A 22,721-nucleotide genomic window follows, 5' to 3' on the forward strand; every position below is an offset into this window, starting at 1 on the left:
CGGCCCGCCGGCGCGGGTCAGGGCCGCGGCCCGCCGGCGCGCGGGTCAGACCTCGGGCGACCGGCGGTCGGTGATGAGATCCATGCGGGCGAGCGCGAGGAAGCGGGCGAGGTCGCCGTGCTTGAGCGCGGAACCGTCCGCACCGACGGCGCGGCCGTCCAGGAGCGTCGTCAGCTCCGCCACCTGCCCGGGGTCCGGCAGGCCGAGGGACAGGGCGGGGTCGGCCTCGAGACCGCCGCGGATGTCGATCAGGCGCACCACGATCTCGTCGCGCTGGAAGATCGTGCTGCTGCACACCGGGCTGTGCGGGTCGTCCGCCGCCGCCTCGTCCCGCTGGGCGAGCAGCCGGGCCAGCCGCGTGCCGCAGCCCGGCCGGGCCGGATAGCACAGCGCGTGCCGCTCCGCCTCCGGGCACTCCTGGTCCGCCGTCACATGGTGCACGGCCGGGACCGCCGCCCGCGTGAAGAAGACCCGCGCCGACTCCGGGTCGGCGAGGTCCCGCTCCTGCTCCAGATACGGGTTGATGGCCTCCTCGACGGCCCGGATCTCGGGCTGCCGGGAGACGTGGCGCAGCGCGGCGAGCAGGTCGCCGCGCACCTCGATGGCCCGCACGACCCGGTTGCCGTGCATGAACAGGGAGGTGCGGCACAGCCGTGTGGTGTCGTCGACCTTCGCCTCGGGCGAGGCGTAGTCCGCGAGGATCCTGGCGACCGTCGGTTCGCTGCCCGGCTTGACGGTGAAGGTGAGCGCGTGGCGGATCACGCCGTCCCCGATCCGGGGCGACGTCTGCAGCCGGCGCCGCCCGGGCCGGGAGCCCGATGCCTCGCTGCCGGTCTCGCGGACGATGTGGAAGCGCAGCGACCTGGTGTCGCGGACACAGCTGTGCAGCGGCTTCACCATCTGCACGTGCTCCTCGCTGTTCACCCAGTCGAGGAAGGGCGGGGCGCTCTCCCACTCGCTGGTGATGAGCCACTGGGAGGGATTCTCGATCGACTGGCAGAGCTGGTCGCTGACATGCCCGGGGACGGACGCGACCTGGTTGCACAGTTGCTCGTACGCCTCCAGGAACTGCTGCTGGGCTCCGTCGTAGACGTCCACCAGGAGGACGACACGGAGCCTGGAACCATCGAACACGGACTGGGAGACCCGTTTGGACACCTGTCGCGTCGCTGGCTCTGAAACACGGTCAGACGTTGTGGTCATCCTGCGCACATCTCCTTCGCGGGGCAGAGGTCGACGACGGCCGCGGGTGACGCGACGTCAGCGTTCCTCCACCCTGTGCCGGTCCCCAGGAGTGCGCGACTCGTATGAACCACGTGGGTGATGGCGTGCGGGGCCCGCTCCCGGAGCGTGCGGGAGATCCTGCGCGGCCCCCGCCCGCCGGCCCGCCGGACCCCTCGCCACCCGTGCGGACGACGCGCCGTTTGCGTCCGGGGCCGCCGTGATCAGAAGCCTCAACACGGCTGTGGCGCAGACCCGTTGGGCGCGCCCCCCGCCGCCCGCGGCGACCGGCGGCCGCGGGCCGCGGTCCCCGAAGGAGTGATCACGTCACCCGGGAGCGAGCCAGGGTGTCGCCGTCCGGGACGCCCGTCCGGCCCGGATGCCGACCGCCGTTCCGGCCGCCGGTGCGGGCGCCGGTACGGGCGCCGGTACGGATCCTCACCGGCGGTCCGGGAAGGGCGGTTCACGGCGTCACGGGACGCGGCCCCCGGCGGGCCGATGGCTGCCGCGGCCGGCGCCCCACCCGGCCCGCGACGCGGAGGACCCGGCCGCCCCGGGCCCCGGGAGGCGACGCCGGCACTCGTCGCGGCCGGAATCCACGGGCCGGCTCGCGCCTCCCGCCGGGCAGGCCCCTGACACGCGTGAACGACCCCGGTCGTCGCGGAGCCGGCCGCCCCGCGGCGGCGCGGTCCCGGCCCCGATCGCGATCGCCTCACCGGTGCGCGGGCTGGTCCTGCATCCCCAGGAACCGGCCGTGCCAGGTGTGGTACCAGACCGCGCCGGTATACGAATTGACCGAGAGCATGCCGGTGATCCGGTCACCGCGCAGCGTGTGCAGGGTGTGGTAACCGGGGAACGCCTCGGGCTCGGCCGCGTGCAGGCCGGGCCGGTGCTCGCGCAGCCACTGGTCGGCGATCCGCACGGCCCGGTCGGCGCCGATCACCGGGGTGCCCGTCCCGGCGCCGGCGGGCATCATGCCGTAGGCGGTGTTCCACATCATGGCCGGGCCGAACTCCGGCCGGACCGTGCCACCGGGGTCGACGAGGACCTCGGTCGCGCCCTTGCCGTCGGGGCCGAGGAGTTCGGCGTAGTAGCCGTTGCTGAACTGCATGACCTCCCCGACGTGCAGGTTCCACCGCTCGGCGAAGCGCCCGGCGGCCCGGTCGGCGTCGGCGAGAGTACGCACGGGCCCCTCACGGGTGACGGCGCCCACCATCGTCCGGGGGGCATGGGGGCCGCGGGGGCCGTGGTACCCGCCGCCGCTGCCCGTCACCCACACCAGTGAGGCGATCAGCGCCGCCACGGCGACGACCAGCACGGTCAGGGGCAGCCACCGGCCCCGCGGCCAGGCGGTCATCGGGGCCTCGGCCGGTGAGCGGCCAGGTGCTTGCGGGCCTCGGCGTAGGCGTCGGCGTCGATCTCGCCGGAGGCGAAACGCCGGTCGAGGATCTCCTCGGGTGTCTCGCGTGTCTCGCGTGGCGCCGGCCCGCGGTGGGTGCCGCCGTCGCCGGGCGCGGTGTGGTGCGTGAGGCGGACCACCGCCCACACCGCCAGGGCGATCAGCGCGATCCACAGCAGGGGCATGAAGGCCATCCACGCCCAGCCGCCGCCGTCCCAGTACATCATCGCGGCTCACCTCCGCAGGAGGGTTCTTCCTTTCACTCTCCGCCGTGTCCGGGTGGCACGGCAGGGCCCTTCGGCCCTGATGCCGGACCGCTCGGCACCGCGTGCAGGGCGCCCGATGGGCGTGCCGGCGCGGCCTCGCCCCGGACCGCTCACCCGGCGGAGTCGGGGGCGGCGGGGCGGGCGATCAGCAGCGGCCGGAGTGCGCCGCCGGAGCGCAGGCGGGACACCAGGGGGCGGACCAGGCCGCGCAGGGCCAGGGCGGCGACGAGAGCGACGGGTCCGGCGATGACGACGGCGCCGAGGACGTCGTGCGGGTAGTGGTCACCGACGTAGACGCGGGTGAAGCCCTCCAGGAGCGCGCAGACGGCGGCGACGGCGCCGAGCCGGCGGTCGAGGAGGAACAGCGCGGCGGCGGTGGCGGCGGCCGTGGTGGTGTGGCCGCTGGGGAAGGCGTAGTCGCCGGGGGCGGGGCACGCGTCGACGTAGTAGTCGTGGGGGAGGGCGCGGCAGGGACGGCCCTCCGCCACCAGCTTCTTGATCACTTCGGCGACGGCGAAGGCGACGACGACGCTGACCGGGGCGGCCAGGGCGAGGGCCATGGCGGAGTCGTCGCGACGACGGGCCCGCCACCAGCCCATCACCATCAGGACGGCGAAGACGCCCAGGCCGAGGTTGGTCGACAGTTCCACGGGGGTGTTGAGCCAGGGAGTGGCGCGGGCGAAGTCGGTGACCGAGGTGAACAGCGAGCCGTCGACGCGGGAGCCGTCGAAGGCGAGGTGGAGCGGTGCGAGGGAGGTCATCAGGCGGGATCTTTCGGGCAGGCGGAGACCGCGGTAACACCTGGGTGCGGAAGGGTGAACGGCAGCCTAACATCTACACGCGCGTAAAAGTTCGGGCGGTACACCGGACCCGCCGCGGCAGGGCGGCGCTCACCAGGCGCCGATCGTCTCCAGGAACAGATGGAGGTCGTGCGCGGCCTCCGCGCTGGACCAGGCCGCGGCGAGCAGGACCGCGACGGTGGCGGCGACGAGCAGGGGATGGCGGCCGGGCGGCGGCGCGAGCAGGGCGGCCACCCGGCGGGGCACGGGTCCGGCGCCGGCCAGGGGACCACGGCGGCGGCCGAAAATGCCGAGCGCTGCTCCCGGCGGGCCGGAACGGGCGGGCGCCCGGCGGGCGGCGAGGGCGGCCTTGCCCACGGCGCGGGCGACACGGGCGCGGTCGCCCGTGGCGGCGGCCGCGTCCTCGTCGGCCCAGCGTTCGGTGGTGTAGGGGACGGCGCCGGCGAGCGGGCGCAGCAGCGGGTTCGCGGCGGCACCGAACTGGGCCAGCGCGACGAACGCGTAGTGGTGAGCGGCCAGGTGGGCGCGTTCGTGGGCGAGCAGGATCTCGTGCTCGCCCGCGTCCAGCACATGCAGCATCCCGGTGGAGACGACGACGCGGCCGGGCAGTCCGGGCAGGGCGAAGGCGTCCGGTGCCGGATCGTCGACGACCACCAGTCCGTCGCGCGCCGGCATGCAGGCCGCGTCCAGCGCGGCAGCGGCCAGGGCCCCCGTGCGGCGCCAGAGCATACGGGCCGTGGTGACCAGCGCGCCGCCCAGCAGCAGCCCGGCGATCAGGGCGACGGACAGCTCGGTGGGATCCGCGCGCCGCGCGACGGGCACCGACCAGTGACCGAGCCCGGCGATCCCGGGCACCAGGGCCAGCCCGGCGATGGTCAGCAGGCCCAGCGAGACGGTGCTCGCCACCGCCAGCACCAGCGAGGAGACGGTCAGCAGCCAGGTGGCCAGGCGCGGTTCGCAGCGCTGCGACACCTGCCGGGCGCCCAGCGGGGCCAGCAGGGGCAGCAGCAGCGGAAGGTAGACGACGATGCGCATCCGGGCCCCTCTCGTACGGTCGCCGGGCTCAGTCGCCGCTGTCCGGCTCGGGGCCGAGCAACTGCCGCAGCAGGTCCGCGTCGGTGGCGGACAGACCGTCGGCGAAGCGGGCGAGCACCGCCTCCCGGTCGGATCGCGCCTCCAGGACCGTACGCATCCGGCGGGCGGCGAGCCCGGCGTCGTCGGTCACGGGAGCGTACGCGTAGGCCCGGCCGCGCCGGGTCCGGGTGAGCAGGCCCTTGGCGTGCATGCGGGTGAGGATCGTCACCACGGTGCTGTAGGTCAGCTCGCCGCCGAGGCGCTCGGCGACCTCGCCCGGGGTCAGCGCGGCCCCGGCCCGCTGCAGCAGCCCGAGGAGCTCGGCCTCGCGCGCTCCGTTGGGCAACCTGGGACCCCGGCCGTGTGCGTCGCCGTCCATGGGGTTCGTCGTTCCCTCACTCGTCGTGCCGTGGTGCGGTGCGTGCTTCCACGGCCGTGCAAAGGCTGCGCAACGGCCCCGGACCAGCGGTCCGGGGCCGGACAGAGCCCCCTGTCGGATTCGAACCGACGACCTTCGCTTTACAAGAGCGGCGCTCTGACCAGCTGAGCTAAGGAGGCGTGCGCAGGTGCGCCCGTGCAGTCTACCCAGGTCCCGGCCCGGTCCCGTCGAAAATTTCCGCGAAGTTCACAGTCCACCGGGTGCTGACAGGGGAGGTGAACGCCGGGTACCGTCCTGAGCCAGTTCACTCTTGTGGACTACACCACAACGGAACCCCGTAGTGGCAACCACCTTTACAACGGATCGTCCGGCACGTTCCTGCCGGTGAAGGGGGCCCATTCACCATGGCCACTGTCTCGTTCGACAAGGCGACCCGGATCTACCCGGGTTCCGACAAGCCCGCCGTCGACGCGCTCGACATCCAGATCGAGGACGGGGAGTTCCTCGTCCTGGTCGGCCCGTCCGGCTGCGGCAAGTCCACCTCGCTGCGCATGCTGGCGGGACTCGAGGACGTCAACGCCGGAGCCATCCGCATCGGCGACCGCGACGTGACCCACCTGCCGCCCAAGGACCGGGACATCGCCATGGTGTTCCAGAACTACGCGCTCTACCCGCACATGTCGGTCGCCGACAACATGGGCTTCGCGCTCAAGATCGCCGGTGTGCCGAAGGCGGAGATCCGGCAGAAGGTCGAGGAGGCCGCCAAGATCCTCGACCTCACGGAGTACCTGGACCGCAAGCCGAAGGCGCTCTCCGGCGGTCAGCGCCAGCGTGTCGCCATGGGCCGCGCCATCGTGCGCGAGCCGCAGGTGTTCCTCATGGACGAGCCGCTGTCCAACCTCGACGCCAAGCTCCGCGTCTCCACCCGCACCCAGATCGCCTCGCTGCAGCGCCGCCTCGGCATCACCACGGTGTACGTCACCCACGACCAGGTCGAGGCCATGACGATGGGCGACCGCGTGGCCGTGCTGAAGGACGGGATCCTCCAGCAGGTGGACTCGCCGCGGAACATGTACGACCGCCCGGCCAACCTGTTCGTCGCCGGCTTCATCGGCTCCCCCGCCATGAACCTCGTCGAGGTCCCGATCGCCGACGGCGGGGTGAAGTTCGGCAACAGCGTCGTGCCGGTCAACCGCGAGGCCCTGAAGGCCGCCGCCGACCGGGGCGACCGCACGGTCACCGTCGGCGTCCGCCCCGAGCACTTCGACGTGGTCGAGCTGGGCGGGTCCGCCGCCTCGTCCCTGTCCAAGGACACCGACGACGCCCCGGCCGGCCTGGCCGTGTCCGTGAACGTGGTCGAGGAGCTCGGCGCCGACGGCTACGTCTACGGCAGCGCCGAGGTCGGCGGCCAGACCAAGGACCTGGTGGTCCGCGTGGGCGGCCGCCAGGTGCCGGAGAAGGGCGCGCAGCTGCACGTCGTGCCGCGGCCGGGCGAGACCCACGTGTTCTCGACGTCGACGGGCGAGCGCCTCTCCGACTGAGACGACCCGGGTTGACGAGGAGGGCCCCGCGGCGGACCGCGGGGCCCTCCTCGTGCTCTCCGAATACCTCTCCAAATACCCCGGCACAGAGGGCATTTCGATCGGCCGCGTCAACCCCTTACCCGGAAATCACGGGTTTCTCATCCCTCGAACCGGTGACTAAATGTCGCCAAATCACTACGCCGCGCTACTCTCACTCGCGTGAAGCATTCCTCTACTCCACGGACACGGCGCGGCCGTGGCCCCGCCCGCCGGGTCGGCCGCACCCTCGCCTTCGTTCTGCCCGTCGTCCTGGTGCTGTCCGGGACACTGGCGGTCACCCGCGTCAACTGGACGGGGAGCCCCTCGGACTCGGTCCTCGCCGCCTCGGAGGCTTCGTCGGCGGACGTCTCGACGCGCGCTTCCAGCCGCGCCCCGCAGGACGTGCTGCGCGACAGGCTCCTGCTGGAGCTCCAGGAGAAGGATCCGGGCGTCGCGCTCACGCACCTCCAGCAGGCCGTCAACGGCCGCCCGTCGCTGGCGAGGCACTGTGCGTCCATCGCCCGCGCGCTGGGCCGCGCCGCGGTCCGCGTGTACGGCCCCTCGCGCGCCCAGTCCTACGCCCGCCCGGTCTGCGACACGTCCTTCGCCTCGGGCGTGTCGGCCCAGCACGGCTGACGCCCCGCCTCCGGCCGGGACCGCTTGCCGGGCGAGGAGGCCGACGGGGCGCGACGTACAGTTCGGTCATGAGCGATCCGAACGCCGCCTCGCGCCCCGTTCAAGCCGTCATCCTGGCCGGTGGCCAGGGCTCACGGCTGCGTCCGTACACCGACGACCGGCCCAAGCCGATGGTGGAGATCCCCGGCACCGGGACCCCGATCATCGGCCACCAGCTCACCTGGCTCGCCGAAGAGGGCGTCACCGACGTCGTGGTCTCCTGCGGCCATCTCGCCGACGTCCTGCAGAGCTGGCTGGACTCGGCCGATCTGCCCGTCCGCGTCACCACCGTCGTGGAGACGGAGCCGCTCGGCCGCGGTGGCGGACTCCGGTACGCCGCCAAGCACCTCCCCCACCCCGACAGGCCCTGGTACGCGACCAACGGCGACATCTGGACCCGCTTCTCGCTGCGCGACATGGCCGACTTCCACACCGAGCGCGACGCGGTCGGCACCCTCGCGCTGGCACGCCCGCGCATCCCGTGGGGCGCCGTCAAGACGGACGGCTTCGGCCGCGTCACCGACTTCATCGAGGCCCCGCCGACGACGTACGAGGTCAACGCGGGCGTGTACGTCTTCTCCGCCGAGTTCGCCACGCTGCTCCCCGAACGCGGCGACCATGAGCGGACCACCTTCCCCCGCCTGGCCCGGGAGCGCCGTCTGGCCGGTTTCCCCCTTCCCCAGGGCGCGTACTGGCGGGCCATCGACACGGCCAAGGACCTCACCGAGGCGGCGAAGGAACTGTCGACGCTGGGACGTTGACGCCGCGCCGCACGCCGACGCCCGGCGGACGCCGCGCCGGGCCCGGCATGCGGCGCGACGGGCCCGGCACACCGTGTGTGCCGGGCCCGTCGACGAGGCGTGCGTGCCGGGTCATCCTCCGTGCGAGGTCACCCCAGCAGCCCGCCCACCAGACCGTCAGAGCCCCCCGAGCTGCGGCCTCCGCCGCTGCCCGCCCCTCCCGTCGGGCCACCGGTACCGCTGCCGCCCGAGGACGACGGACCCGCGCTGGTGCTGGGAGCCTGCCTGGCCGGCGCCGAGTGCGGCGGCGGCACCTGGCCCGTCGTGCCCTGGGTCTGGCTCGGCCGGCCGCCCGTGGCCGTACCCGTCGTGCCCGCCGTGTCCGGTGTCGTGGCCGCGCTCGACGGTGACGACGTCGTGCCCTGCGTGGCCGACGGCTGCGAGGCCGAGGGGGTCGCCTTGTGCCGGTCCTTCACCGGCGTCTCGGGCAGCGGCGAACCCGGCAGCTCGTTGCGCGGCGCCTCCCCGGGCCCGGGGACGACCACCCGGTCCGCGTCCCGCACCGCGCCGCCGAGCATCGACCCGGTCAGCAGCGTGAGCCCGGACACGACCGCCGTCGCCAGCACGCCCCGGCGCAGCACGTACCGCCGCAGCTCCCAGATGTCCGCGCGCGGGCCGAGCCTGCGCCAGGCGCTGCCGGCGAGCCGGGCGTCCACGGAGTACACCGGTGCCCCGGCGATGATCAGCGGGGACCAGGCGGCGAGACAGATGATGTCGGGTGTGTCGTAGGCGGAGACGGTCCGCCAGCTGACGGTGACGATCAGCGCGGCCGACAGGGTCGCCCCGACCGCCGCCACGACCCGCTGCCACAGGCCCAGGATCGTGAACACGCCCACGATCACCTGGAGGAAGGCGACGGCGAGACCGGTGCCCACGGGGTGGTGGAGTGCGAACTGCCGCAGCGGCTCGGCGGGTTCCCAGGGATGCAGCGTGGTGAGCCAGGTGACCATGGAGCCCCGCTTGCCGCCGTCGAAGAAGACGGGGTCGCAGAGCTTGCCCATGCCGGAATAGACGGAGACGGAGCCGAGGAAGATCCGGAGGGGCAGCAGCACCACGCCGAGGTTCATGCGGCGGCCGGGATAGTAGGCGTGCCGGACCGGGTCACCGGCGTGCCGCCTGGCCCGCGGCCCCGGCTCCCCGGTCGCGGTCTCGACCAGCAGCTCCCGCTCCGGGTACTCCGGTTCGTCGTAGGCCGGGTCGTAGGCCGGGTCGTCGTAGGCGGGTTCGTCGTGGTCCGGGCCGTGGTGGCCGGGGCCGCCGTGGCCGGCTCCGCGGTACGCGGGTGCGCCGTAGGAGGGTTCGCGGTAGAGGCGCTCCTCGTGGACGTCCTCGTCGTACGCGCTGCCGGCGCTGCGCATCTGCGGCAGCAGCCGTGTCCCGCCCACGTCGTGGCCGCGCGGCCCGGCGAAGGGCGGGGCCCCGGCGGTCCGTGCGCCCAGGTCGTCGTGGCCACCGGCCCCCGGAAGGCCGTCGGCACCGATGCGCGGGAGGACCTGGGTCGCGCCCGCGTCGAGAGCCGGCTCCTCTCCGTGGCGCACGCTGGCGCTCCGCGCGGCCTGCAGCAGCCGGTGGGCGCCGCTGTCGTCGGGTGCGGACCTGCCGCTCCAGACGACGGGCCGCCGGCGGCCGCCCGTGACGGCCCCGCCCGCCGTACCGACGGCGGGCAGGCGCGCGGTGTCCTGCGCGGCGCTCATGCGCCGTACGACCCGCGGGGACTGCGCGCGCCGTGCCGATCCGCCCAACTGCACACGGAAGCTCGCATGGTTGACGATGACCTGCGCCGGGTCGCTCGGCACCTTCACCATGCTCAGGGCGGGAGTGTCGTCGAATCCCGACGAGCGGCCCCCCGTGGGTGTGCGGGGTGTTCTGGTCTCCACACTCATCTAACCGAGTGACGTGTGGTTAGGACACTGCCTTGACCGCGCGGATCTGTCCGGACCCCGTCAAGCTTGCCCTGTACGACCGGATTACCCCGCACGAGCGAGTGAGGGAACGGCTGCTCGAACGCCTACGGCGTCGGCGTCAGGCGCGCCTGCGGGCCGCCTCGTACAGCACGATCCCCGCGGCCACACCGGCGTTGAGCGACTCGGCGCCGCCCGGCATCGGGATCCGTACCCGGACGTCGCAGGTCTCGCCGACCAGCCGCGACAGCCCCTTGCCCTCGCTGCCGACGACGATGACGACCGGACCCTCCAGGGCCTCCAGTCCGCCGAGTTCGGCTTCGCCGTCGGCGGCGAGCCCGACGACCGTGATCCCGGCCTTCTTGTACGCCTCCAGGGCGCGCGTCAGATTGGTGGCGCGCGCGACGGGCGTACGGGCGGCCGTGCCCGCGGACGTCTTCCACGCCCCGGCGGTCATTCCGGCCGCGCGCCGCTCGGGCACGACGACGCCGTGCCCGCCGAAGGCGGAGACGGAGCGGACCACCGCACCCAGGTTCCGCGGATCCGTGACTCCGTCCAGGGCGACGATCAGCGGGTCCTCGCCCTCGTCGTAGGCGGCGTCGGCGAGGTCCTCCGGGTGCGCGTACTCGTACGGCGGGACCTGGAGGACGAGGCCCTGGTGGTTCAGGCCGCCCGTCATCCGGTCCAGTTCCGGGCGCGGGGCCTCCATGAGGTTGATGCCGCCGCGCTCGGCCGCGAGCTGCAGCGCCTCGCGCACACGCTCGTCGTTGTCGACGAACTGCTGGACGTAGAGCGTGGAGGCGGGCACGCCCTCGCGGAGCGCCTCCACGACCGGGTTGCGCCCGACGACCAGCTCGGACGACGCCTTTCCGCCCGTACGACGCTGGGGGCGCCCCTGGACGCGGCGCGCCTTCGCCTGGGCGGCGCGCTGCTTGGCGTGTCCCGTGCGCATCTCGGCGGGCGGAGTCGGCCCCTTGCCCTCCAGGCTCCGGCGCCGCTTGCCGCCGCTGCCGACCTGCGCGCCCTTCTTGCCGGACATGCGGCGGTTGTTCGCGGCCATGACCTACCCGTCTGTTGAGAATGCCGTACGTACGTATGCAGTGTGCCGCCCGGAGGGCCGGGCGGCACAATCGATCAAGGCCGGTCCGCGGGCCGGGCGGAAAGCGCCCGGCACCGGGACCAGGAGCGCTCAGCGCGGGCCGAGCGACCAGCGCGGCCCCTGGGGGCTGTCCTCGATGACGAGCCCGGACTGGCCCAGCTGGTCGCGGATGGCGTCCGCGGTGGCCCAGTCCTTGCGGGCACGGGCCGCCTCCCGCTGCTGGAGCACCAGCCCGACGAGGCTGTCGACGACCCCGTGCAGTTCCTCGCCGCGGTCGCCCTCGCCGGCCCACCGGGGGTCGAGCGGATCGAGGCCGAGGACGCCGAGCATGGCACGCACCTCGGCGAGCCGGGCCACGGCGGCCTCCTTGTCGTCGGCGGCCAGCGCGCTGTTGCCCTGCCGGACGGTGGTGTGCACGACGGCGAGGGCCCCCGGCACGCCCAGGTCGTCGTCCATCGCCTCGGCGAAGGCCGGCGGCACCTCGGCGGCGGGCTCGACGGTGCCGCCGGCCTTCTCGACGACGCGCTGCATGAAGCCCTCGATGCGCGCGAACGCGGACTCCGCCTCGCGCAGCGCCTCCTCGCTGTACTCGATCATCGAGCGGTAGTGCGGGGTGCCGAGGTAGTAGCGAAGGACGATGGGCCGCCACTGCTTGACCATCTCGCGCACCAGGACGGAGTTGCCGAGCGACTTCGACATCTTCTCGCCGCTCATGGTGACCCAGGCGTTGTGCACCCAGTAACGGGCGAACTCGTCGCCGAACGCCTTGGCCTGGGCGATCTCGTTCTCGTGGTGCGGGAAGACGAGGTCGAGCCCGCCGCCGTGGATGTCGAAGGCGCTGCCCAGGTACTTGTGCGCCATGGCGGAGCACTCCAGGTGCCAGCCGGGCCGCCCGCGTCCCCAGGGCGTCTCCCAGGTCGGCTCGCCGGGCTTGGCGGCCTTCCACATGGCGAAGTCGCGCGGGTCCCGCTTGCCCGTCTCCCCGGCCCCGGAGGGCTGCTGCAGGTTCTCCAGCTCCTGGTTGGACAGCTGCAGGTACCCGGGGAAGGACCGCACGTCGAAGTACACGTTCCCGTCGGCCTCGTAGGCGTGGCCGCGCTCGATGAGCGTGCGCATCATCTCGACCATCTCGGTCACGTGCCCCGTGGCCCGCGGCTCGTACGTCGGCGGCAGGCATCCGAGCACGTCGTAGCCCTCGTTGAAGGCGCGCTCGTTCTCGTACCCGATCGCCCACCAGGGGCGGCCCTGGTCGGCCGACTTGGCGATGATCTTGTCGTCGATGTCCGTGACGTTCCGGATGAACGTGACCTCGTATCCGCGGTACTCGAACCAGCGGCGCATGATGTCGAAGTTGAGGCCCGAGCGGATGTGCCCGATGTGCGGTGCGGCCTGCACGGTGGCACCGCACAGGTAGATCGAGACACACCCGGGCTTGAGCGGGGTGAAGTCACGGATCTGCCGGGCACTGGTGTCGTACAGGCGAATAGTCACGCGTCCAGGGTAGTGGGCCGCGGACAGTGCCTCACGCCCGTGCCCGTGGCGGCCGTCCATGTCGTGACCTTCCGGACGCCGCCGCGGCGGTCAGAGGCCGCCGACGACCTTCCGCGGAACGATCCGCACGACCACCCGCTCCGCGTCCCGGGCCGAGACGGGGTTGAACTCGGCGTACTTCTTGCCGGTGTACTTGAGCGACAGCTCGTCGATGAGCTGCGCCCCGCCCTCCGTCGTCATCTGCGCGGTTCCCCGGATCTCCGCGTACTCGTAGGGCGAACGGGGGTCCTGGACGACGACGCTGACCCGGGGGTCGCGGTCCAGGTTCTCCTTCTTGCGCCGGTCGACGGTGGTGGAGAAGAGGACGTGGTCGCCGTCCCGCTTGACCCACACCGGGGAGAGCTGCGGGCTGCCGTCGGGCTGGATCGTCCCGACGACGACGAAGACGGGGCTGTCGAGCAGGGCCTTGAGCCGGTCGGACAGTACGGCGGACGGCATGGGCACCTCCGGGACCTCGGTCGCTGGTCACCCCCCGGGTACCCTCGCACGCCGCCGGCTCACCCGCACGACGAGCACCGTGACGATCGCCGTCAGCCCACCGGGCACCACGCGCACGATGACGACCGCGGTCAGCCCACCCGCACCACGAGCGCCGTGGCGATCGCCATCAGTCCCTCGTCGCGGCCCGGGAAACCGAGGCCGTCCGTCGTCGCGCCGGACACGGAGACCGGTGCCCCCGCCGCCTCGGAGAGGATCTTCTGCGCCTCCTCACGGCGTCTGCCGATCTTCGGCCGGGGGCCGACGACCTGGACCGCGATGTTCCCGATCCGGAATCCGGCCGCCCGCACGATCCGCGCGGCCTCCGTCAGGAGCGTGACGCCGGACGCGCCCGACCACTCGGGGCGGCCCGTCCCGAAGTGCCGGCCCAGGTCGCCGAGCCCGGCCGCCGAGAAGAGCGCGTTGCACGCGGCGTGGGCGACCACGTCCGCGTCCGAGTGGCCTGCCAGGCCCGGGCCCTCGCCCTCCCACTTCAGGCCGGCGCACCACAGGTCCCGGCCCTCCTCGAAGGCGTGGATGTCGGTGCCGATGCCCACCTGGGGCAGCAGGGGCGCCTCAGAACCCATCGGTCAGCCTCCTGCGTGCCAGGACCGCCTCCGCGAGGACCAGGTCCAGGGGCCGTGTGACCTTGAACGCCTCCGCGTGGCCGGGGACCGCCACCACCGGCAGCCCCAGCTGCTCCACCATGCTCGCGTCGTCCGTCACGTTGTCCGTGACCGTCTCGTGGGCCCTCACCAGCGTCGCGCGGTCGAAGCCCTGCGGGGTCTGCACCGCGCGCAGCCGGGAGCGGTCGGGCGTGGCCAGGACGGGTTCCGGCTCGCCGGGCACGCCCGCCGGCTCGACCTCCTTGACCGTGTCCGCGAGCGGCAGCGCCGGCACCACCGCCGGCGCGCCCTCCCGTACCGCCTCGATCACCGCGTCCACGGTCTCCACCGGGACGAGCGGGCGGGCCGCGTCGTGGACGAGGACGATCTCGTACTGCGGGGGCAGCGCGTCGAGGCCGCGCCTCACGGACTCCTGGCGCGAGTCCCCGCCGGGCACGACCAGGAAGTCCGAACGCTCCGGCAGCGCGTACGCGTCGAGCAGGGACTTGACCTCGGCGACCCCGTCGGGCGGGGCCACGACCACCACCAGTGAGACGGCGCGGGAGGCGGCCATCGCCCGCAGGGCGTGGATGAGCATGGGCGTGCCGTGCAGTGTGCGCAGCGCCTTGGGGGCGCCCGGGCCGAGGCGTACGCCCCGGCCGGCGGCCGGAATCACGACCGCGGTGGGCACTCCGGTGGGCGAGGGGCGCGAATCGTCAGACATCGGTTCCTGTCAGGTTTGTGCGCTCGGCCGGGGTGGGTATTGGCCTGGGGGTGTCCCCCGCTCGAAGGCGAGCCGAGAGCGTGGGGGAAGTGCCGGGCGCGAGCCTTGACCGGACCCTTCCGTGACTTCCGGTCGAGCCGGCTGCCCGGGCCCGGCACGCCAAGTATCGGGGTTGCTCGTGGGCGTACCGCATCCGGGCACGGTGTCGCGGCCCGGCCGGGTCCGTTCGGCATCGCCCGGCCGGTCCGAGGGCTCCGAGTGCGTCGTCGCCCCGCCGGGTCCGGACATGCCGCAGCGCCCGGCGACAGCTATTGCGTCATCGGGCACCGCGGCATGTACATGTGTGCTGTGCGCCGGTCCGTCCGCCGCGTTCCCGGCCGGGAAGGCGAGCGGGGCGGAAGGGCGTCAGGACGCGAGCACCTCGTCGAGCAGGGCCTCGGCCTTGTCCTCGTTCGTGTTCTCCGCGAGGGCGAGCTCGCTCACGAGGATCTGCCGGGCCTTGGCGAGCATGCGCTTCTCACCCGCGGACAGTCCGCGTTCCCGCTCACGACGCCACAGGTCACGCACGACTTCCGCGACCTTGATGACGTCGCCGGAGGCGAGCTTCTCCAGATTTGCCTTGTAGCGACGCGACCAGTTCGTGGGCTCCTCGGCGTACGGCGCGCGCAGCACCTCGAAGACCCGGTCCAGCCCGTCCTGACCGACCACATCACGCACGCCGACGAACTCCGCATTGTCCGCTGGCACACGCACCGTCAGGTCGCCCTGGGCGACCTTCAGCACCAAGTAGGTCTTGTCCACGCCTTTGATCTGGCGAGTTTCGATGGCCTCGATCAGCGCGGCCCCGTGATGGGGATAGACCACGGTGTCGCCAACCTTGAACGTCATGTGACAGGTACCCCTTCCGTGGCTATCCAGGGTAACACGGAAACCGCGTCTTCTGAATGGCGTTTTCGCAGGTCAGGGCATATCTCAGGGCTTGACAACCGCGCCAGGAACGTGCTTCGAAGGGGGAGCGGAACAGGGTATTCGCAGGTCGGAGCGGCTCTGCGGGCGGGGCGAAACCCGCACGTTACACGCATCGGAGGACTCCCGCGAGGCCGGGAACGCCCCCATTTGTCCGCCTCCAAGCGCTCACCTTCCACTACTCCGTTCGGCGTTCGGAGTCGGGTACGAGACGAATCCGGAATTGATCAAGCCGCTCGGCGATCCCGCTTGTTGTCCCGTGATCGGTTTTCGGTACCGCCATGCATTCCTTACGGGAAATCCGCGAGTGCGGACCGGAGACGCTTATGTGAATGCGAGACCATGCACAGGTCAAACGGCTGATCGGACACCACGGGGACCGCGCACCGCGCCGGGGACGCACGCCCCGCCCGGGACGGTCTCCGGGCCGGAGGCCCGGGCGGTCCCCGGGCCGGCGTCCGGGCCGGAGACCGGGCCGGTGTCCGGGCCGGAAGTACCCCTGCTCGGGCGAAGCCGACGGCTTGGGGAGGGTCGGGTGCGGCGGCGGAAGGGCGGCTCGGTACCCTAAGGCCGCTGACAGACACTTAGGGCGGCTTTATCAGGGGGTCGCCCTGCTCCGCCCACGTTCAAGGAGTTGCCGCCGCCGTGAGCAGCAGCCTTCGACGCGGCGCCCTCGCCGCCGCCGCCATCGCGTTCTCGATCTCCTCGCTCGCCGCGTGCGGGGCCGGCAACAACAGCCAGACGCTCCAGATCAAGCCGGACAACGCGGCGACCAGCGTCGGAAGCCTCAAGATCCAGAACGCCATCGTCATCACCCAGCCCGACCCGCAGTCCACCGGCCCCGCCGTGATCTCGGCGACCGTCTTCAACAACAGCGGAACGCCCCAGACGCTGGACTCCATCACGATCGACGGGACCGGCAAGACCGCCGACCTCAGCCCCGCCTCGGGCAAGGGCAAGCTCACCGTCCCGGCCCACGGTTCCGTGGTCATCGGCGGCAAGGGCAACGCCTCCGCCGTGATCGAGAGCAGCCGCGAGGCCATCCAGGACGGCAACGCGCAGAAGATCACGTTCAGCTTCAGCAAGACCGGCGATGTGAGCCTGCGGGCGTTCGTCGTCCCGGCCGCGAGCTACTTCGACAAGTGGGGCCCCAGCAGCATCCCGTCGCCGACCGCCACCGAGACCGGGACCTCCAGCCCGGGCACGGAGACGACCGGCACCCCGACGGGCACCCCGACGGGCGAGGCGACCTCGACGGCGACCGCCACCGGCACGGCCGGCTGACGGTCTCCCGGCCGCACCCGCACGACGAAGGGCGGCACCCCCTGCCGGGGGTGCCGCCCTTCGTGCCGCCTCAGGCGCGCCAGCCGCAGGCGCGCCGAGCCGCAGGCGCGTCCGCGGCCTACGGCTCGAACTTGTAGCCGAGGCCCCGGACGGTCACCAGGTAGCGCGGGGCACCCGGGTCCGGCTCGATCTTGGCGCGCAGGCGCTTGACGTGGACGTCGAGGGTCTTGGTGTCTCCCACGTAGTCGGCGCCCCAGACGCGGTCGATGAGCTGCATACGGGTCAGCACGCGGCCGGCGTTGCGCAGCAGCATCTCCAGCAGGTCGAACTCCTTGAGCGGCAGGTCGACCTTCGATCCGGACACCGTGACCACGTGGCGGTCGACGTCCATGCGCACCGGCCCGGCCTCCAGGGCGGCCGGCGCCACCTCCTCCGGCTCGCCCCGGCGGCGCAGTACGGCCCGGATCCGGGCGACCAGTTCCCGCGAGGAGAACGGCTTGGTGACGTAGTCGTCGGCTCCTATCTCCAGCCCGACGACCTTGTCGATCTCGCTGTCCTTGGCGGTCACCATGATCACCGGGACGTTGGAGCGGCCGCGCAGCTGCCGGCAGACCTCCGTGCCGGGCAGACCCGGCAGCATCAGGTCGAGCAGGACGAGATCGGCGCCGTTGCGCTCGAACTCGTCGAGACCGTCGGGCCCCGTGGTCGCGATGGCGACCTCGAAGCCCTCCTTGCGGAGCATGTAGGACAGGGCGTCGCTGAAGGACTCCTCGTCCTCGACGACGAGCACTCGGGTCACGGAAGGACCTCCGGGGCGGGAAGCGGTTCGTACGGGGATGAGACGGTGGCCGTCCCGTCGGGCCGGCCGTCCTCGTCTTCGAGGTCGGACGGGTGTTCGGTCGCGCGGTCACGGGCGGCACCCGCCTCCGGCAGCCGCAGGGTGAAGGTGGAGCCTTGGCCCTCGGAGCTCCACACCGTGACCTCCCCGCCGTGCGAGGCGGCCACGTGCTTGACGATCGCCAGCCCGAGACCCGTGCCCCCCGTTGCACGGGAGCGGGCCGGGTCGACACGGTAGAAGCGCTCGAAGATGCGCTCCTTGTCCTTGTCGGAGATGCCGATGCCCTGGTCGGTCACGGCTATCTCGATCATGTCGCCGCCGGGCGCGGACACCCGGCGGGCGGCGATGCCCACGCGGGTGCGGGCGGGCGAGTAGTTGACGGCGTTCTCGACGAGATTGCCGAGGGCGGCGGCCAGCTGGCCCCGGTGGCCCCACACGTGCAGATGGGCGGTGCCTCCGGCGGCCATGGTGATCTGCTTGGTGGAGGCGGCGTGCCGGCAGCGGTCGACGGCCTCGGCGACGAGTTCGTCCACGCGCACGGACTCGGCGTCCTCAAGGGGGTCGTCGTTCTGCACCCGCGACAGGTCGATGAGCTCCTGCACGAGATTGGTCAGCCGGGTCGCCTCGACCTGCATCCGGCCCGCGAAGCGCTCCACGGCCTCGGGGTCGTCGGAGGCGTCCATCACGGCCTCGGAGAGCAGCGACAGGGCGCCCACCGGGGTCTTCAGCTCATGGCTGACGTTGGCGACGAAGTCGCGGCGCACCGCCTCGATCCGGCGGGCCTCGGTGAGGTCCTCGACCAGCAGCAGCACCAGCCGGGAGCCGAGGGGAGCCACCCGCGCGGACACGGCGAGCGCCTCTCCCCCGCGCCCGGTGCCGCGGCGCGCCAGGTCCAGCTCGACCTGCCGTATCTCGCCGTCCCGCCGGGTGTCGCGCGCCATCTGGAGCATGGGTTCGACGGAGAGCCTGCCTCCGCGCACGAGGCCGAGGGCGTACGCGGCGGAGCTGGCCTTCACGACGGTGTCGGCCTCGTCGAGCACGACCGCCGAGGACCGCAGGACGGACAGCACGGTGTCCACGCCCGGCGGGAGCACGGGGTCGGTGTGCAGGGAGGTGCGGGTAGGGCGTTTCTGGTCGCGCTCGCTCCAGCGGAACGCCAGCATGGCGATGACACCGGTGAGCACACCGGCGATCGCTGCCGCTGCGGCGACCGCCGCGTTCACGTCCATGCGTCCAGGTTAGGCACGCCCTGACCCCTGGCCGAAGCCATCGGAGTGCGACCTCGAACACTCGTCGCCCAGAGTTCACCTTGGAGCCAGTGATGGTTCATTTGGGGTGACGGAAACCGTCGCGTACGGGCCGGAACGTGGGAGCGTGGGGTGCGTGGAGTGCCGTGTCCGTCGTGTCGGCCATGGCGACGACGGGACCCCGGCCCCGGCCTCCGGGCCCCGAAGAGACATGAGAGAGGGACACCCTGATGCGGGACGCGTACCACGAGGAACTTGACTCGATCGGCGAGGGTCTGGTCGACATGGCCCGGCTCGTCGGGTCGGCGATCGGGCGCGCCACGACCGCCATCCTCGACTCCGACCTGAAGCTGGCGGAGTCGGTGATCGAGGGCGACAAGAAGATCGACGATCTCCACCACGACCTGGAGGCGCGCGCCATAGCCCTGCTCGCCCGCCAGCAGCCGGTGGCGACGGACCTGCGCATCGTCGTCACGTCGCTGCGGATGAGCGCCGACCTCGAGCGCTCGGGCGACCTGGCCCAGCATGTCGCGAAGCTGGCCCGGCTGCGCTTCCCGGAGCGCGCCGTTCCGCACGACCTGTACGCGACCATCCTGGAGATGGGCCAGCTCGCCCAGCGCCTGATGGCGAAGACGGCCGAGGTCATCGTCACCAAGGACGTCGATCTGGCGATGCAGCTGGAGCAGGACGACGACGCGATCGACCTGCTGCACCGCGCGCTGTTCCAGCACCTGATGGACGACCGCTGGAAGCACGGCATCGAGACCGCCGTGGACGTCACCCTGCTGGGCCGCTACTACGAGCGCTACGCCGACCACGCGGTCGCCGTGGCCAAGCGCGTGGTGTACCTGGTGACGGGTGAGCACGCGGACGAGCTCCAGCCGGAGATCCAGCCGGCGACGGGGGTCGAGGGCGCCTGACGGGCCCGGTCCCACCGGGCTCCCAGGGGCCACCGGGCCTCCCAGGGGGCCCGTACGGGCTTGAGGGAGCCCGCCTGGGGCGCGTGCAAGCACCTGTGCGCCGTTGATGCGCCCGGCGGGGTGGGCATGAAATGGGCAACAGGCACCAGTCTCGACAGCCTTGAGGAGGGCCCATGGCCGAGACCCCCAGCGCCCCCGACCCCACGCAGGAGCGCGAGACCGAACAGCCCGCCGAGATCAAGAGCCTGCCACTGGTCGGCGCGTGCGGCTGCGGCTCCGGCTGCGGGTGCGGGTGCCAGTCCGGCGCACCGTGCCAGTGCGGCTGACGGCGGACCCGAGGATCCGGCGGAGCGAGGAACACCGCACGACCACGAGTACGACGACGAGGGGCCCGGCCGCGTGCCGGGCCCCTCGTCGTCGTACGGGCGGGATCCGGCGGGCCCCTCGGCCCTGCGCGGCCGGCCGTTCGCAGCCGGCGCCGTCCGAGCGCAGCATGGAAGGGAGAACAGGCCGAGCGCACCGAAGGGAAGTGCGGAGCCATGACCCAGTTCATCGACGTCCACCACGGGATGAAGGGCATCACGGCCGACCAGCTGAAGCAGGCCCACAAGGCCGACCTCGCCATAGAGAAGGACGAGGGCGTGCACTTCGAGAGGGCGTGGGCGGACCCGGAGTCCGGAATCGTGTACTGCCTGTCCGAGGGCCCCTCGGCCGAGGCGGTCCAGCGCATCCACGAACGGGCCGGCCACAGGGCCGACGAGATCCATCCGGTGCCGCTGTCCATCTGGTGACCGGCAGGTGACAGCGGCCCGTTTCCTCCCCTCCCCCGCACACAGCAGCCGCTCGAACGGTTGAGCGAAGAAAGGCAATGATTCGGCAAAGCCGCCCGTGCGGGAAATGGAGCGCCCAGCTCCGGCGTTCGCATGCCGTAGGGGCGCTGTGCGCCGCCCCCGCACAGCATGCCCCCAGCAAGGAGGAACGCCACGTGAGCCAGTACGCCGGCAGGCTCGGGCGTCGCTCCCCGGCAGCTCCCCCGCGGCTCCGCCTTCCGCACCGCAGGCCCCGCCGCGTGGCCATGCTCTCCGTGCACACCTCACCGCTCCACCAGCCGGGCACGGGCGACGCGGGCGGCATGAACGTCTACATCGTGGAACTGGCCCGGCGCCTGGCCGAGATCAACATCGAGGTCGAGATCTTCACCCGCGCGACCACGGCCGCGCTGCCGCCGACCGTCGAACTCGTCCCCGGCGTCCTCGTCCGGCACGTCGACGCCGGCCCGTACGAGGGCCTCGCCAAGGAGGACCTCCCCGCCCAGCTGTGCGCCTTCACCCACGGCGTGATGCAGGCGTGGGCCGGCCACCGGCCCGGCCACTACGACCTGGTGCACTCCCACTACTGGCTCTCCGGCCACGTCGGCTGGCTCGCCGCCCAGCGCTGGGGCGCCCCCCTGGTGCACGCCATGCACACCATGGCCAAGGTCAAGAACGCCGCCCTCGCCGCGGGCGACACCCCCGAGCCCGCCGCCCGCGTCATCGGCGAGACACAGATCGTGGCCGCCGCCGACCGGCTCATCGCCAACACCGACGAGGAAGCCGCCGAACTCGTACGGCACTACGCCGCCGATCCCGCCAAGGTCGCCGTCGTCCACCCGGGCGTGAACCTGGAGCGCTTCCGCCCCGCCGACGGCCGGGCCGCCGCCCGGGCCCGGCTCGGGCTTCCCCAGGACGCGCTCGTCCCGCTGTTCGCGGGGCGCATACAGCCGCTCAAGGCGCCCGACGTGCTGCTGCGGGCCGTCGCCGTACTCCTCGCCCAGCGCCCCGGACTGCGTTCCCGCCTCGTCGTCCCCGTCGTCGGCGGCCCGAGCGGCAGCGGTCTCACCAAGCCGGAAAGTCTGCAGAAGCTCGCCGCGCGACTGGGCATCGCGGACGTCGTGCGCTTTTGCCCACCGGTCCGGCAGGACGAGCTCGCCGACTGGTTCCGTGCCGCGTCCGTGCTGGTCATGCCCTCGTACAGCGAGTCCTTCGGGCTCGTCGCCATCGAGGCGCAGGCCACCGGTACGCCGGTGCTCGCGGCCGCGGTCGGCGGGCTGCCGGTCGCCGTCCGGGACGGCCGCACCGGATTCCTCGTACGGGGACACAATCCCGCCGCCTACGCGCACGTGCTGCGCGCCTTCGCCGACGACCCGGGACTGACCGACCGCATGGGCGAGGCCGCGGCCCGGCACGCCGAGTCCTTCGGCTGGGGCACCTCCGCCGCCGCGACGGCGGAGGTGTACACGGCGGCGATGCATTCCCACCGGCGCCGGATGCGCACCCACCACGGCTGACGTCCCCACCGCCCACGGCACCCGCGCGGCCCCCGCCCGGCGGCCGTCGCGCCGCCCTCCCGGCCCCGGCAGCGGCCGCAACCCGTCGCGTACGCTCCCAGCATGTCTGAGGCACAGCGAGCGGCACAGGTCATCGAAGAGGTCCTCAAGGACGCCGAACTGGAGTGGGAGAGTCCGCGGGCGGGCTCGTACGTCGTGAAGCTCCCCGGGACGCGCAAGCTGTCGACGACCGTCTCGCTGATCGTCGGCAGGCACTCCCTGTCCCTCAACGCCTTCGTGATCCGGCGCCCGGACGAGAACGAGTCCGGAGTGCACCGCTGGCTGCTGGAACGCAACCTCAAGCTGTACGGGGTGGGTTACGCCGTCGACCCGCTCGGCGACATCTACCTGACCGGCAGGCTGCCGCTGGCCGCGGTCACCGCGGACGAGGTCGACCGGCTGCTGGGCTCCGTCCTGGAGGCGGCGGACGGCAGTTTCAACACCCTTCTGGAACTGGGCTTCGCCTCCGCGATCCGCAAGGAGTACGCCTGGCGGGTGTCGCGCGGCGAGCCGACCCGGAACCTGGAGGCGTTCCGGCATCTCACCGAGCGCGCCGAGAGCTGACCCC

24 protein-coding genes and 1 tRNA gene are annotated in these 22,721 nt (G+C 72.7%); 9 read left to right on the top strand and 16 right to left on the bottom strand.

Features of this window, described 5'->3' with window-relative positions; all coding sequences use genetic code 11:
- Nucleotides 1-45: 45 nt before the first annotated feature.
- From ACZ79I_RS18330 to ACZ79I_RS18360, 7 genes are all read right to left on the bottom strand, one after another.
- Nucleotides 46-1,203, bottom strand: coding sequence for a SchA/CurD-like domain-containing protein (locus tag ACZ79I_RS18330; protein ID WP_471498592.1), 1,158 nt, complete (start codon nt 1,201-1,203; stop codon nt 46-48).
- 730 nt (nt 1,204-1,933) lie between these two features.
- Nucleotides 1,934-2,578 (bottom strand): hypothetical protein, encoded by a 645-nt coding sequence (locus ACZ79I_RS18335; protein WP_471498593.1) that lies wholly within the window; start codon nt 2,576-2,578, stop codon nt 1,934-1,936.
- Nucleotides 2,575-2,847: an SHOCT domain-containing protein gene (locus ACZ79I_RS18340; protein ID WP_471498594.1), complete on the bottom strand. Its 273-nt coding sequence runs from the start codon at nt 2,845-2,847 to the stop codon at nt 2,575-2,577. The genes ACZ79I_RS18335 and ACZ79I_RS18340 overlap by 4 nt, the downstream gene beginning before the upstream one ends.
- Before the next feature lie 149 nt (nt 2,848-2,996).
- The gene (locus ACZ79I_RS18345; protein WP_471498595.1) at nt 2,997-3,647 is read right to left on the bottom strand and encodes a phosphatase PAP2 family protein; all 651 of its coding nucleotides are present in this window, start codon (nt 3,645-3,647) and stop codon (nt 2,997-2,999) included.
- A 129-nt stretch (nt 3,648-3,776) separates the two neighbouring features.
- Nucleotides 3,777-4,721 carry a M56 family metallopeptidase gene (locus ACZ79I_RS18350; RefSeq protein ID WP_471498596.1) on the bottom strand — a complete coding sequence of 315 codons (945 nt, stop codon included), beginning with the start codon at nt 4,719-4,721 and terminating at the stop codon, nt 3,777-3,779.
- 28 nt (nt 4,722-4,749) lie between these two features.
- Nucleotides 4,750-5,139, bottom strand: coding sequence for a BlaI/MecI/CopY family transcriptional regulator (locus ACZ79I_RS18355; protein WP_471498597.1), 390 nt, complete (start codon nt 5,137-5,139; stop codon nt 4,750-4,752).
- A 105-nt stretch (nt 5,140-5,244) separates the two neighbouring features.
- A tRNA-Thr gene (locus ACZ79I_RS18360) sits at nt 5,245-5,318 on the bottom strand.
- Between the two features lie 225 nt (nt 5,319-5,543).
- Here ACZ79I_RS18360 and ACZ79I_RS18365 point away from each other — a divergent pair.
- The 3 genes from ACZ79I_RS18365 to ACZ79I_RS18375 all read left to right on the top strand — a co-directional run bounded on the left by ACZ79I_RS18365 (nt 5,544) and on the right by ACZ79I_RS18375 (nt 8,137).
- A complete protein-coding gene (locus tag ACZ79I_RS18365; RefSeq protein WP_471498598.1) occupies nt 5,544-6,680 on the top strand; it encodes an ABC transporter ATP-binding protein in 1,137 nt (378 codons plus the stop codon).
- A 201-nt stretch (nt 6,681-6,881) separates the two neighbouring features.
- The gene (locus ACZ79I_RS18370; protein WP_471498599.1) at nt 6,882-7,337 is read left to right on the top strand and encodes a hypothetical protein; all 456 of its coding nucleotides are present in this window, start codon (nt 6,882-6,884) and stop codon (nt 7,335-7,337) included.
- Between the two features lie 68 nt (nt 7,338-7,405).
- Nucleotides 7,406-8,137, top strand: a complete 732-nt coding sequence (locus ACZ79I_RS18375; protein ID WP_471498600.1) for a nucleotidyltransferase family protein — start codon at nt 7,406-7,408, stop codon at nt 8,135-8,137.
- Between the two features lie 128 nt (nt 8,138-8,265).
- On the opposite strand, the gene ACZ79I_RS18380 is transcribed toward ACZ79I_RS18375, so the two are convergent.
- The 7 genes from ACZ79I_RS18380 to ACZ79I_RS18410 all read right to left on the bottom strand — a co-directional run bounded on the left by ACZ79I_RS18380 (nt 8,266) and on the right by ACZ79I_RS18410 (nt 15,421).
- Nucleotides 8,266-10,059 carry a DoxX family protein gene (locus ACZ79I_RS18380; RefSeq protein WP_471498601.1) on the bottom strand — a complete coding sequence of 598 codons (1,794 nt, stop codon included), beginning with the start codon at nt 10,057-10,059 and terminating at the stop codon, nt 8,266-8,268.
- 139 nt (nt 10,060-10,198) lie between these two features.
- Nucleotides 10,199-11,137, bottom strand: coding sequence for a 23S rRNA (guanosine(2251)-2'-O)-methyltransferase RlmB (gene rlmB, locus ACZ79I_RS18385; RefSeq protein WP_471498602.1), 939 nt, complete (start codon nt 11,135-11,137; stop codon nt 10,199-10,201).
- Between the two features lie 129 nt (nt 11,138-11,266).
- Nucleotides 11,267-12,667, bottom strand: a complete 1,401-nt coding sequence (gene cysS, locus ACZ79I_RS18390) for a cysteine--tRNA ligase (protein WP_471498603.1) — start codon at nt 12,665-12,667, stop codon at nt 11,267-11,269.
- Between the two features lie 90 nt (nt 12,668-12,757).
- Nucleotides 12,758-13,165 (bottom strand): PPOX class F420-dependent oxidoreductase, encoded by a 408-nt coding sequence (locus tag ACZ79I_RS18395; RefSeq protein WP_471498604.1) that lies wholly within the window; start codon nt 13,163-13,165, stop codon nt 12,758-12,760.
- 131 nt (nt 13,166-13,296) lie between these two features.
- The gene (gene ispF, locus ACZ79I_RS18400) at nt 13,297-13,791 is read right to left on the bottom strand and encodes a 2-C-methyl-D-erythritol 2,4-cyclodiphosphate synthase (RefSeq protein ID WP_471498605.1); all 495 of its coding nucleotides are present in this window, start codon (nt 13,789-13,791) and stop codon (nt 13,297-13,299) included.
- Nucleotides 13,781-14,533 carry a 2-C-methyl-D-erythritol 4-phosphate cytidylyltransferase gene (gene ispD / locus ACZ79I_RS18405; protein WP_471498606.1) on the bottom strand — a complete coding sequence of 251 codons (753 nt, stop codon included), beginning with the start codon at nt 14,531-14,533 and terminating at the stop codon, nt 13,781-13,783. The genes ispF and ispD overlap by 11 nt, the downstream gene beginning before the upstream one ends.
- Before the next feature lie 405 nt (nt 14,534-14,938).
- Entirely contained in the window at nt 14,939-15,421 is a 483-nt protein-coding gene (locus ACZ79I_RS18410; RefSeq protein ID WP_003953493.1) for a CarD family transcriptional regulator, read from the bottom strand.
- 723 nt (nt 15,422-16,144) lie between these two features.
- On the opposite strand from ACZ79I_RS18410, the gene ACZ79I_RS18415 reads away from it, so the two are divergent.
- Nucleotides 16,145-16,783 (top strand): copper chaperone PCu(A)C domain-containing protein, encoded by a 639-nt coding sequence (locus ACZ79I_RS18415; protein ID WP_471498607.1) that lies wholly within the window; start codon nt 16,145-16,147, stop codon nt 16,781-16,783.
- A gap of 118 nt (nt 16,784-16,901) precedes the next feature.
- On the opposite strand, the gene phoP is transcribed toward ACZ79I_RS18415, so the two are convergent.
- Together phoP and phoR are read right to left on the bottom strand one after the other, a co-directional pair.
- Nucleotides 16,902-17,573 (bottom strand): two-component system response regulator PhoP, encoded by a 672-nt coding sequence (phoP, locus tag ACZ79I_RS18420; RefSeq protein WP_464823599.1) that lies wholly within the window; start codon nt 17,571-17,573, stop codon nt 16,902-16,904.
- A 5-nt stretch (nt 17,574-17,578) separates the two neighbouring features.
- Nucleotides 17,579-18,850, bottom strand: coding sequence for a two-component system sensor histidine kinase PhoR (gene phoR / locus ACZ79I_RS18425; RefSeq protein ID WP_471498608.1), 1,272 nt, complete (start codon nt 18,848-18,850; stop codon nt 17,579-17,581).
- Between the two features lie 248 nt (nt 18,851-19,098).
- Between phoR and phoU the strand changes: the two genes are divergently transcribed.
- The 5 genes from phoU (at nt 19,099) to ACZ79I_RS18450 (ending at nt 22,717) form a co-directional block, all read left to right on the top strand.
- Entirely contained in the window at nt 19,099-19,788 is a 690-nt protein-coding gene (phoU, locus tag ACZ79I_RS18430; protein WP_471498609.1) for a phosphate signaling complex protein PhoU, read from the top strand.
- 173 nt (nt 19,789-19,961) lie between these two features.
- Nucleotides 19,962-20,114 carry a hypothetical protein gene (locus tag ACZ79I_RS18435; protein WP_381084450.1) on the top strand — a complete coding sequence of 51 codons (153 nt, stop codon included), beginning with the start codon at nt 19,962-19,964 and terminating at the stop codon, nt 20,112-20,114.
- A gap of 213 nt (nt 20,115-20,327) precedes the next feature.
- Nucleotides 20,328-20,579, top strand: coding sequence for an SCO4226 family nickel-binding protein (locus tag ACZ79I_RS18440; protein WP_471498610.1), 252 nt, complete (start codon nt 20,328-20,330; stop codon nt 20,577-20,579).
- Nucleotides 20,580-20,773: 194 nt separating this feature from the next.
- The gene (mshA, locus tag ACZ79I_RS18445) at nt 20,774-22,114 is read left to right on the top strand and encodes a D-inositol-3-phosphate glycosyltransferase (RefSeq protein WP_471498611.1); all 1,341 of its coding nucleotides are present in this window, start codon (nt 20,774-20,776) and stop codon (nt 22,112-22,114) included.
- Nucleotides 22,115-22,216: 102 nt separating this feature from the next.
- On the top strand, nt 22,217-22,717 hold the full coding sequence (locus tag ACZ79I_RS18450; protein WP_471498612.1) for a type III secretion system chaperone family protein: 501 nt from the start codon (nt 22,217-22,219) through the stop codon (nt 22,715-22,717).
- Nucleotides 22,718-22,721: the final 4 nt, after the last annotated feature.

The sequence above is a fragment of the Streptomyces sp. PSU-S4-23 genome (genome assembly GCF_055632315.1).